Source organism: Ginsengibacter sp. (assembly GCF_057362405.1).
This window is the reverse complement of record NZ_JBMQQG010000158.1, coordinates 1-11,624: the sequence shown is the minus strand read 5'-3', so window position 1 is coordinate 11,624 and position 11,624 is coordinate 1. Positions and strand designations below refer to the sequence as shown.

At 40.1% G+C, this 11,624-nt stretch carries 9 protein-coding genes; 5 read left to right on the top strand and 4 right to left on the bottom strand.

Annotation, left to right across the window (positions count from 1 at the left end; all coding sequences use genetic code 11):
• Positions 1 to 1,784, bottom strand: a 1,784-nt coding sequence (locus tag ACO1O5_RS13320; RefSeq protein WP_486270974.1) for a hypothetical protein, incomplete at its 3' end; no start/stop codon positions are given.
• Between the two features lie 12 nt (positions 1,785 to 1,796).
• A complete protein-coding gene (locus ACO1O5_RS13315; protein ID WP_486270972.1) occupies positions 1,797 to 2,360 on the bottom strand; it encodes a T9SS type A sorting domain-containing protein in 564 nt (187 codons plus the stop codon).
• A gap of 297 nt (positions 2,361 to 2,657) precedes the next feature.
• Here ACO1O5_RS13315 and ACO1O5_RS13310 point away from each other — a divergent pair, with 297 nt between their 5' ends.
• The 3 genes from ACO1O5_RS13310 (at position 2,658) to ACO1O5_RS13300 (ending at position 7,373) form a co-directional block, all read left to right on the top strand.
• Complete coding sequence (locus tag ACO1O5_RS13310) at positions 2,658 to 4,619, top strand: M1 family metallopeptidase (protein ID WP_486270970.1); 1,962 nt, start codon at positions 2,658 to 2,660, stop codon at positions 4,617 to 4,619.
• A 119-nt stretch (positions 4,620 to 4,738) separates the two neighbouring features.
• Positions 4,739 to 6,610, top strand: coding sequence for an ABC transporter ATP-binding protein (locus tag ACO1O5_RS13305; RefSeq protein WP_486270968.1), 1,872 nt, complete (start codon positions 4,739 to 4,741; stop codon positions 6,608 to 6,610).
• A gap of 91 nt (positions 6,611 to 6,701) precedes the next feature.
• Positions 6,702 to 7,373, top strand: a complete 672-nt coding sequence (locus ACO1O5_RS13300; RefSeq protein WP_486270966.1) for a ferredoxin reductase domain-containing protein — start codon at positions 6,702 to 6,704, stop codon at positions 7,371 to 7,373.
• Positions 7,374 to 7,429: 56 nt separating this feature from the next.
• On the opposite strand, the gene ACO1O5_RS13295 is transcribed toward ACO1O5_RS13300, so the two are convergent.
• Entirely contained in the window at positions 7,430 to 7,954 is a 525-nt protein-coding gene (locus ACO1O5_RS13295) for a DinB family protein (protein ID WP_486270964.1), read from the bottom strand.
• A 117-nt stretch (positions 7,955 to 8,071) separates the two neighbouring features.
• On the opposite strand from ACO1O5_RS13295, the gene ACO1O5_RS13290 reads away from it, so the two are divergent.
• Positions 8,072 to 9,151 carry a DUF2652 domain-containing protein gene (locus tag ACO1O5_RS13290; RefSeq protein ID WP_486270962.1) on the top strand — a complete coding sequence of 360 codons (1,080 nt, stop codon included), beginning with the start codon at positions 8,072 to 8,074 and terminating at the stop codon, positions 9,149 to 9,151.
• Positions 9,152 to 9,212: 61 nt separating this feature from the next.
• On the opposite strand, the gene ACO1O5_RS13285 is transcribed toward ACO1O5_RS13290, so the two are convergent.
• On the bottom strand, positions 9,213 to 9,581 hold the full coding sequence (locus tag ACO1O5_RS13285) for a hypothetical protein (RefSeq protein ID WP_486270960.1): 369 nt from the start codon (positions 9,579 to 9,581) through the stop codon (positions 9,213 to 9,215).
• A gap of 242 nt (positions 9,582 to 9,823) precedes the next feature.
• Here ACO1O5_RS13285 and ACO1O5_RS13280 point away from each other — a divergent pair, with 242 nt between their 5' ends.
• The gene (locus tag ACO1O5_RS13280; RefSeq protein WP_486270958.1) at positions 9,824 to 11,446 is read left to right on the top strand and encodes a hypothetical protein; all 1,623 of its coding nucleotides are present in this window, start codon (positions 9,824 to 9,826) and stop codon (positions 11,444 to 11,446) included.
• The last annotated feature ends 178 nt before the right edge of the window (positions 11,447 to 11,624 follow it).

Here is an 11,624-nt window from a genome sequence, read left to right as displayed (position 1 = left end):
GCTTCGGCAGTAGTGGCTCTCGTAACTTCTGTTGAAAGGTCTGTAGTTAGTGTTCCTTCAGCGTTTGTAGCTCTTGTTGTTTCATTATTTAAATTGGTGGCCAATGTAACATCCCCGTTAGTACGATCAGTTACTTCCGTATTTAGATGGGTAGTTAACGTGTCTTCGGCGTTAGTAGCTCTTGTTATTTCATTAGCCAAAGCCGTAGAACTCCCTGTTGAAGCAGCATCCACATAAGTCTTTACTGATTTTACACTTGGGTATTTGGTATCAGAAGAACCATCGCTTGTAACATCAGTACTCTTGTTGGCAACATCTTCTTTGGTTGCTTCGGCAGTAGTGGCTCTCGTAACTTCTGTTGAAAGATTAGTCGTTAAACTCCCTTCAGCGTTTGTAGCTCTTGTTCTTTCACTATTTAAATTGGTTGTTATTGCAGCATCACCGTTAGTACGATCTGTAACTTCTGTATTCAGATTGGTAGTTAATGTATTCTCAGCGTTTGATGCCCTAGTTGTTTCATTAGCCAGGTTTGTTTTAATAGAATCATCTGCATTTATACGATTGGTAATTTCTGTAGCCAAAGCAGTTGAGCTACCTGTTGAAGCGGCATCTACATAATCTTTTACAGATTTTACACTTGGGTATTTGGTATCAGAAGAGCTATCGGTTGTAACGTCAGTGCTCTTGTTGGCAACATCTTCTTTGGTTGCTTCGGCAGTAGTTGCTCTGGTAACTTCTGTTGAAAGGTCTGTAGTTAAAGCGCCTTCAGCAGTTATAGCTCTTTCGGTTTCTATATTTAAATTGTTTTTGATAGAATCATCAGCATTGGTGCGGTTGGTAGCTTCTGCAACCATATTGTTTGTAAGAACTTCTTCAGCAGTTGTAGCTCTTGACGTTTCAATATTTAAATTTCTTTTGATGCTATCATCTGCATTAGTACGATTGGTAATTTCTGTAGCAAGAGCAGTGGAACTTCCTGTTGAAGCAGCGTCTACGTAAGTCTTAGTTGCTTTTTCAGTTGGATATTTTGTATCAGAATTGGAAGCAAATGTCCCGTCGGTACTTTTATTGGCAACATCTTCTTTTTTTGAAAGATCACTTGCAGCTGTTATTGACCGATAGTATGGATTCAGCATTGCTGAGGTATCCGATATATTTAATTTATTTGCTAATGATGCGGTAACATCAACTGCGCCAGCATAAGGAGCTAACATTGCAGCCGTATCGGAGATGTTCAATTTTTTATTGATATCCATCGTAACGTCCGGTGCCAATTTCGGCAAGGTGATACTTCCATTTGCAATTTTATTATTGGTAACCGCATTGTTAGCGATAGTAGGAGCCGGATAGCTTCCGGTCAAATCTCCCGATGCAGTGCCGGCGGGCGAAGCGCTCAATGCATAGGGAACACTTTGTAATGGTGTAATTCCTGCAAGACTAAAGTTGTTAGTGCCATTAGGGTCTATTTCTATTTTTAAATCTTTTTCACCTGTCGACCAGTTTACACCTCCAATCGTTCCGGTAACATCGGTGGCTCCGGTGCTTCCAATAACAATATTAAACAGTCCAACATAGTTGGTCTTAACTCTTCTTGTTTCCTGGTAAACGGTTTGTCCACCCAGCGCATTGTCAATTATCGACAGCCTTACCGTGATGTTTTGGAACGTAATGGGATTTGCAGATGCATTTCTTGCAATACCCTGGTAATTTAATTGCTGTGGCACCTGTGCTTTTGCAACTGCAAGTGATGAAGTCAATAAGACCAATAATGCAATTCTTTTCATATGAATTTTGGATTATAATTTTTCTATATTGAATGTGCCTTGTTTAAGAACTGTCCCATTTGCATCCGATAACAGAATATGGAAATAATAAAGTCCTGCAGCCTTATTTGTCAGGTCCCATTTTTGTGTATTATTCCCGTCAACTGACGCAAATTCTTTTATGCCAAGTAGTTTTCCATCGCGGCTAAATAATTGTATGGATACCCTACCGGTTATTTGCGATCTGAAATCAATGTATACGATGTTTGGTGTTGGAACCGGATAGAACCGTATTTCCTGGTTCGTAAACCGCGGGATGAATGGATTGTAAATTACATGGGTTGCATCAAAAGGTTGAAGAATACCGCTGGTAACAGACCATCTGTCGCTAACTATTAAATTCGAAGCCGAATTTTCGCCGTAATAGGTTTCAATAATGGTTGACTCACCTATGCTCCAATCAACAATAAAATCGGGTGTAATAGCGGCAGAGCCTCCGCCCATATTTAAAGTAGCTGGTGTGGGAGCGGCTATCTGTGCCTGCGACGTTGCTGCAAACGAAAATAGTAGTAATGCAGCAAGTATATTTTTATACATAAGTTCGCTTTCTAAAAAGTAATTTCAGTTTTCGTTCCGTCTATTCCATCAATATTTCAAATGGCAATAGCAATCAAATAATATAAATAAGGAGAACCGGACTTTCGGTGATTCTTCAACCGTGGACATATCTTAATGGATACTTTTCCTGGTTGTAACATCAACGGGGAAATGATAATCAGCGTATGTTATACTTGTTTATGGCTGTTCAACGCCAATATCTTCATTAGAAATTTCACAAAACATCATCATTTTTCTACACTATTATTGCATCATTTTTTCACATAAAAATTTTCAATGAAACAAATTACCTCTTTAAGCATTTGCATTTTAGCCATGATCACTTTGTCCCAGGTTGTTTCAGCCCAGGATTCTATATCAATTTATAATAAGAACCAGGTGTTTGATCCTTCGTTCATGTCGCAGGATGCGACGGAATTCAGAAGCGCCAACGGAGCGCCCGGGCCGAAATATTGGCAAAACGTTGCCAACTATGTTATCCATGCAACTTTAGATGAAATGGACACTACACTCAAAGGCAACGTCACTATTAACTACATCAACAACAGCCCTGGCCAACTGAAATACCTTTGGCTGCAATTAGATCAGAATCTTTTTAATCCCGACTCACGCGGAGCAGCAGCAACACCTGTTTCTGGAGATCGCTTTGATGTAAAAGGCTATACGAAGGGCGGTTATTACATCCGGTCTGCATCTGTAACGTATAAAGGAAAAATTTATAAAATTGATCCGGTTATAACCGATACCCGTATGCAATTGCGTTTACCCTTTTCCGTTAAATCCAATGGCGACAAAATATCCATTACTGTAAATTATTTCTTTTCCATACCTCAATATGGCGCCGACCGTATGGGAAGATTGTATACAAAAAATGGCGTTATTTATCAATTGGCACAGTGGTATCCCCGCATGTGTGTGTACGATGATGTGCAGGGCTGGAATACTTTGCCTTATATGGGCCTTGGTGAGTTCTATTGTGAATATGGCAACTTTGATTATTATGTTACTGCGCCTTCAGATATGATCGTAGCCGGCTCAGGTGATTTACAAAATCCGCAGGAGGTGCTGACAGCTAAAGAAATAAACCGGTTAAACGAGGCACGTAAAAGTGACAGCACTGTTGCGATTATCAAAGAAGATGAAATTCGGAATGCGTCGATGCGTCCTGTGAAAAGCGGCATGCTCACGTGGCATTTTAAAATGCAAAACTCCCGTGATGTTTCATGGACTGCTTCAAAGGCTTTTATGTGGGATGCTGCACGTATTAATTTTCCATCTGGACGAAAAGGTATTTCTATGGCAGTATACCCTGTGGAAAGTAAAGGGTACAATGCATACGGAAGATCTACTCAATATTTAAAACAAAGCATAGAGTTTTATTCTAATGATTATTTCGAGTATCCATGGAACTCTGCCGTGGTGGTGGCTGGCGTTGCATTGGGAATGGAATATCCCGGAATTGTTTTCTGTAGTTATAAAATAGGCAAAGGAAACTTGTGGCACGATGTAACCCATGAAATCGGGCACAACTGGTTTCCCATGATTGTTGGCAGCAACGAACGCCGCTTTATGTGGATGGATGAGGGCATGAATACTTTTATAAACGGATATGCATCTAATTCATTTAATCATGGTGAATATGGAGATAGCACCAACAAAGCCATATTGGGGATGGCAAGACAAATGACGAGATTCAAAGATCCGTTGATGACTCCTCCCGAATCGATAAATCTTAGTGATTATGGGCAGTATTATTTTAAAACCGCTGCAGGATTAAATGTTTTACGCAAAAGTGTTATAGGCCCCGATAGGTTTGATTATGCCTTTAAAACTTATATTCAACGCTGGGCATTTAAGCATCCTCAACCCGAAGATTTCTTCCGAACGATGAATGATGCAGCCGGTGATAATCTTAATTGGTTTTGGAAAGAATGGTTTTATGAAACCTGGAAGCTGGATCAATCTGTAAAAGGAGTTAAATACGTAAACGATATCGCAGCTAACGGTGCATTAATTACAATCGAAAATTTACAACAAATGGTTATGCCCGTAACTGTAAAGATTACAGAACAAAATGGCAATTCAAAGGAATTTAAATTACCGGTAGAAGTTTGGCAACGCGGTGGTGAATGGACCTTCAGATATAACTCTACAACACCCGTAACGTCTATTGTTTTAGATCCACATGATGAATTGCCGGACATTGATCGTAAAAACAATACGTGGGAAAGTAAATAGGCGAAATATTATTGGGCATGCCAGGATTGCGGTTGCCAATTTTTTAAATGATCAGGGTCATTAAAAGGTGTGCCTGATATCATTTAAATTTTTCACCTTTCCATATATCTTGGGTATGTATGGCAATAAATTCTCAAGATGCGGTTGGAAAAAGGGCTTCAATATTTAAAGCGAAATCCCACTTTAAAAATCTCAATAGTCTCATCCTTGAGTTAGTATTGCCCTACCGGAATTGGCTGTTTATCATTTTTATTGCGATGCTACTTGAAACTGCAATGAGCCTTGCCACTCCATGGCCGCTAAAGATTATTATTGATAATGCTATCGTTGGTAAACCATTGCCGGCGTGGCTCGCGTGGATGAATGCGATATTACCCGGCGGCCACATCATGGCGATTGCTGGCATTTGCGCCCTTGCATTGGTGGTGTTTACAATTATAAATGGCCTGGCCGGATACGCTGATAATTACTTCACTGAAAGTGTAGCACAGTATATCGCAAACGATCTCCGCCGCCGAATTTACCATCACCTGCAACAATTGTCACTTGCGTATTATAACACCCACCAGGTAGGAAAATTGCTAAGTACCATGACGGCAGATGTTAGCACCATACAGGATTTTATTGCATCCACATTATTAAGCATATTAGTAGATTCCCTTACCATTTTGGGAATGTTTGGTTTAATGTTTTATTTGAAATGGGACTTCGCTTTAATCTCTGTTTGCCTGGCGCCATTCCTTTTGCTTTTTGTTATTCGATTTAAGAGATCTGTAAAAAAAGCAACACATGAAGTGCGAAGAGAACAGGCTGAAATGATTGTGGTAATACAACAGGGATTAGAATCTATTCGGGCGGTGAATGTATTCGGCAGACAAGATCTTGAAGAAGATCATTTGAAGAAAGTAAGTATGGATACAGTGTATGCCGCATTAAAGGCACGAAGAATAAAGTCACTTATCTCTCCTGTATTTACTTTGGCAGTATCTGTGTGCACCGCCTTTGTGTTGTGGCGTGGAACACATCTCGTTACTACGGGTATAATGACTATAGGCACATTAACTGTATTCTTATCGTACCTGACTAAATTCTTTAATCCTGTGAAGGACCTGGCAAAAATGACAGTTAATATTGCGCAGGCAAATGTTGCCTTGGAACGCATTCAGCAAATACTTAAAGCCGATATGATAGTGCCCGAAAAAGCCAATGCAAGAGATCCGGGTAAATTGAAAGGTGATATCGCTTTTGAGCATGTGAACTTCGCTTACGAGCCGGGCGTTAGTGTGCTGAAAGATATTAACTTGTCTATCAGGTCTGGACAGCGTACCGGGATATGTGGCCCCACGGGTGGCGGTAAGTCCACCTTGGCCAGCCTTATCCCGAGGCTGTATGATCCCACCTCGGGACGGGTGTTAATTGATGGCACCGATGTTACAGATTACACCCTTGAAGGGCTTCGGAGAGAAATCGGTTTTGTGTTACAGGATACGATGCTTTTTTTTGGTTCCATTCGGGATAATATTGCTTATGGACGCCCCGACGCAACAGAGACGGAAATTATCGAAGCGGCCAAACTCGCCCGTGCTGATGAATTCATTACAAGATTACCGTTAGGTTATAATACTGTAATCGGTGAAAGAGGCGTTACACTTTCCGGGGGCGAAAGACAACGAATAGGTATAGCAAGGGCCGTAGTACGCAATGCTCCCATCCTCGTTCTTGATGAACCTACCGCATCGCTTGACACCGAATCTGAAACTATAGTTAGTGAAGCGCTTGCCCAACTTATGAAAGGCCGAACAGTAATTACTATTACCCACAGGCTTAACACCATCATTACTGCCGATAAAATATTCGTAATTAAAGACGGTGTGGTTGCAGAGGAAGGAACACATGAATCCTTACTGGCCAAGGAGGGCATTTATTCCCAACTATTTCGCATTCAGGAGTTCAGCCCTAAGCAAATTCAGTCTCAAGAAATGGCTTTATAGATATCAATGCCCTTCGATTTTCTCAAAGATTTCACTAATGTTATTAATGGAATATTGGCAACAGGTTGAAATAACATAGTAAGTTTGTAGCATGCCAGAACACATTGTAAAAATTCTCGAGTCCAGTTATATCAACCATGATGTAAAACGTTTTGTGGTGGAAAAGCCACCAAAATTTACCTTTATTCCAGGGCAGGCTGCAGACGTGTCAATAAATCATCCCGACTGGAAAAATCAAATTCGACCTTTTACGTTTACATCGTTAAATGAATGGCCCTATCTTGAATTTATGATTAAGATTTATGATGACCATCCGGGCGTCACAAACCAACTTGGTAAAACCAATGCAGGCGCCGAACTGATTTTACATGACGTCTTCGGCACCATTCAATACAAGGGTCCGGGCATATTTATAGCCGGCGGCGCCGGCATTACTCCCTTCATCGCCATCTTCAGGGCATTGTATAAAATGAAGAAATTAATACCTGGCAATGCACTCATTTTTTCAAATAAAACTGCCGCCGACATTATACTTGCCGAAGAGCTCGCCAAAATGCTGGGGCCTGCTTATATAAATGTTTTTACAAGGCAGGGAGTAATAGGATTTCGGGAAAGAAGAATAGACAGAAATTATCTTATTGAAAACATTCATGATTTCAGCAGGCACTTCTATGTTTGCGGTCCTGATGATTTTGTAAAAGAAATCGTAGACCTTTTGTTAGACCTCGGAGCTACCGCCGATACGGTAATTTTTGAAAAATGAGAATACGGTATATTTCGTTTAGCCCCTTGCGTTATATCCTTTAATCTTTGGCAGACTTATTTATTAACTATAGCTATATATTTTGTCCACGGCCCCATTTCCCCTTTGTATTGTTTCGCCATTACCCTGCTTATTTGATGTATATGATTTAAATCATGAGCTACCCATGCAGCCAGGAGTTGCCGCAAGGTAACCTCGCCAAATTCAGGATGGATGCCTATCCTATTTAATTTTTTTTCATTAAGATTTGCTTCCTTTAATTCCTGGATATTATTTTTTCGCATTTCGGCAAAATCAAGGAGAAGCGCATCAATACCTTTATTCTTATCATTCTTGAGCTGCGCAAAACGATCGAATGGAACAAACCGCTTATCATCATCATTGGAAAGAATGATTCTCATCCTCGGTATCCAATCTGTTTTTTCTCCTTCGATATAATGTCCTATTACATCATAGGGCGACCATGTATCCGCCCCTTCATTATTGAATATCCATTCACTACTTACACCCTGCAATAAGGCAGTTACAACACCCGGAGTGCGTTCCAGGATTTCAATAGATTTGTCTAAACTAAAAATCATAACCAAAGTTTAAAACTAAAATAATCTATTTGAGTGTGCCGTTAACAATTCCTATACTTTACTTCGAAATGCAGGGTGCAAAACGGGCTAGTATTGTAACTTTGTAGAAAAATTGTCATGGACAACAGCGGACTCCTTTTTATTCCTGACATCAGCGGCTTCACCAAATTTGTGAACGAAACAGAAATTGATCACAGTCGTTATATCATTGGCGATCTGCTTGAGAATATTATCAATTCCAACCAAATGGGTATGACGGTTTCGGAGATTGAAGGCGATGCTGTTTTATTTTATCGCTATGGAAAGCCTCCCGCCTTAGACGAAATTTACCGGCAGGTAGAAAGTATGTTTTGTAATTTTCAAAAACAACTAAAGAACCTTGAAACCCGGCGGGCCTGCCAATGCAGCGCATGCACCGCGGCTATAAATCTAAGTCTTAAAATCATTACGCACTACGGTGAATTTTCCTCCTATAGCGTAAAACAATACAGTAAGCTTATTGGCAAGGACGTTATAGTAGCACACCAGCTATTGAAGAATGATATTGATCTGCATGAGTACTGGCTTGTTACCAGCAACCTCTTTAATGAAAACAAAGGCGATGCGAATTTGCCACAATGGATGAGCTGGGAAATGGGAAACAAGGAAACTGAAAAGGGTGACGTTGGGTTTCATTATTCGTTGCTGTCGCAATTAAAAGAAAACGTACAGTCCGACCCAATATCGCAATTGGATTTGGGAGATAAAAGATTTAAAGTATTAACTCAAAGTAAAATCTTTGATGCGCCGTTACTAACGGTCCTTAGTATAGTAGGAGATTTTTCATTGCGTTCCAAATGGATGGAAGGTGTTCGTTCCGTCGACCAGGTGAGCCACCCGATTAACCATGTGGGAGTTAAGCATCGGTCAGTTGAAGATAACCGCACGATATATTTATACTCGAGTTCATTCGATCAAACCGGGGACACTTTTACTTACAGCGAAACGGACGAACAGAAAACCTTTTCGATCTATTTTACATTAAAGCCGGCAGGGGATAATAAGACTTCTCTCATCGTTGATTACTATCATAAAAAGGTTCCATTCTCACAGCTTTACTTTTCTTTTTTTAAAAGAAAAAAATTAGCAAAGCAAATAGCTGCATCGCTTGAAAATATTGAAACTTTAATAAAAGAAGGTATAGGGTTTAAGCCGTGATGACGACTTCAACGAGGAATTGCCGGTTCAATCTGCTATGCAAAATTTTGTACTGGTTTTTTTATCGTCTTGCAATACTTGTGATAACAATCCTGCTGCTGTCGCAAAGCAAAGAATCATATTTCCAATCTATTTTAACCGCAACCGGAAATTGTGGATTACTTCCTAACGTAAAATCTTTTGGTAATTTTATCGCCTTAAAAACTTTACAAAATGTGCAATTACCATTTGGATCAGGAACATTATCAATATGAAAAAAAAATCCTCCGGGACAACTGCAGGGATCATCAACCCGGCAAGGCCTTAGGCTGTTGTCGATCCCGGTAATTTCTGCCGTATTCATGTATTGCTTTTCCTTTTTGCACGAAGCATTCGGCCCCAGGATGATTATCGAAATCGCAAATAATATAGAAGTTAATTGTCGCATCATTTATCTCTTTGCAAAGTTGACGCCAAAAAAGTTAAGAACGTTGCATTTAGCGCAAAGACTTAGTTAAGAAGTAGAAAATCTTTAGTCTTTCTTATGCCGACGCCTTTACAGCAGCTTTAACTATTTCTAAAAAAGCTGTTTTGCTGACGAGCGAAAAAGAATTTGAAAGTTTGATTGGGGAAGCAGGATTTAAAATGAAGTATTTAGTTTAACTTTTTGGGCAAAATCAAAATAGCTTTCTCATGCTCCGAAAAATTTTACTTGTAATAATATTTTTATTCTTCTGCATCCATCTTTCCGCCCAACCAAAAGAATTATTAATCTATCATCCAATCAAAACTGATAAGGCAGGAAATATTATTCCATGGTTTAATGAAAACCCGGGTACATCTTATAATTACGTCATAAACATTGTTTGGAATTTCTGGGATACCATGCGTAGGGATATGAACGGTTTGCCGTATTACATGAACCACCAGGTTTGGAACGCCAACTTTAATGATCCAAGAGGAATTGGCGGCGACCAGTTTGCTATGGCGCTTTCGTCATGGCGTCTATATTATGCATATACCGGCAATGAAAGAGTGAAAGCGAATATGCATTTTTTGGCAGATTATTATCTCACGCATGGCCGCTCCCCGGCAGACTGTAAATGGCCGAACATCACCTTCCCATATAACAGTTACGTGTACTCGGGAATTTACGATGGCGATATGCGTGCAGGAAGAGATGTAGCGCAACCTGATAAAGCAGGATCATTCGGGCTGGAACTCGTGCACCTTTATAAAGTAAGCGAGGACACACTTTATCTTGATGCGGCAAAGAAAATTGCCAACACTTTATGTTCCCATATAACAGAAGGCAACATTAATTATTCGCCATTGCCTTTTAAAGTGAATGTATTTACCGGTAATACCGCTTTGCTTCGCAATCACGATTTTACCGGCACCTGGATAGATACAGCGGGCTATACCAGCAATTGGGCACCCACCATGCAATTGTTCCTGGACTTGATCGAATTAAAAACCGGCGATACTTCTGCTTACCAAAAAAGTTTTAGCATAATGTTGAACTGGATGAAAAATTTTCCCATGAAAGAAAATAAGTGGGGCCCATTCTTCGAAGATGTTGATTGGTGGAGCGATACTCAAATTAATGCTATGACCTTTGCAAGGTTCATCATGGAGCACCGGAATTATTTCCCCGATTGGAAAAATGATGTGTTAAAGATTATTGAATGGGTGCATAAGACATTTGGCAACGACAAATGGAAAAAATATGGTGTGATGGTTACCAATGAACAGACAGTTTATCAAACGCCCGGCAATAGTCATTCTTCAAGGCAGGCAGCCGATGAACTGCTATATGTAAGTTTATCTGGCGACAGTACTTTATATAAAAATTCGGTTCGTGAATTAAACTGGGCAACTTATATGGTGGACTTTGACGGCAAAAACCGATTTCCACAGGATGAGCCATGGCTTACCGATGGATATGGAGATTATGTAAGGCATTTCCTCAGGGCGATGGATGCAATACCATCTTTAGCGCCACCTGGTGAAGACCATATTCTTTCGAGCACTTCAGTTATTCAGCAGTCCGACTACGAAGGCAATTTTAAAAAATTCATTTACCTCAATTTTGAAAATGTTGATAGCAATAAAGTAACATTATTTTACCGGACGTTTGATACATCTGGAACAGAGAAGATAAAACTCCGCCGAAAACCTTCATCAGTATTGCTTGACAATAAACCAATTCATGAAAATAAAACAGGCGAGGGCTATGAATGGAAACCCATGCGCAATGGTGGGTCACTTATTGTAAGAAGAGAGAATGGGAGAAAGGTTATTTTGCTTAAATAGTCAATTTGATGAATCAACTTTCTCTTTTCTTAATTCGTTTTGCCTGAACCGTTAGTTTGCCGTTACTGAAATCCCAATACCGGATGTGGTTGATACAACTCTTCAAGGCGCTTAATTTCTTCTTCTGAAAGTTTGACTGATAGCGCTGCCACTGCGTCTTCCAAATGTCCGGGCTTGC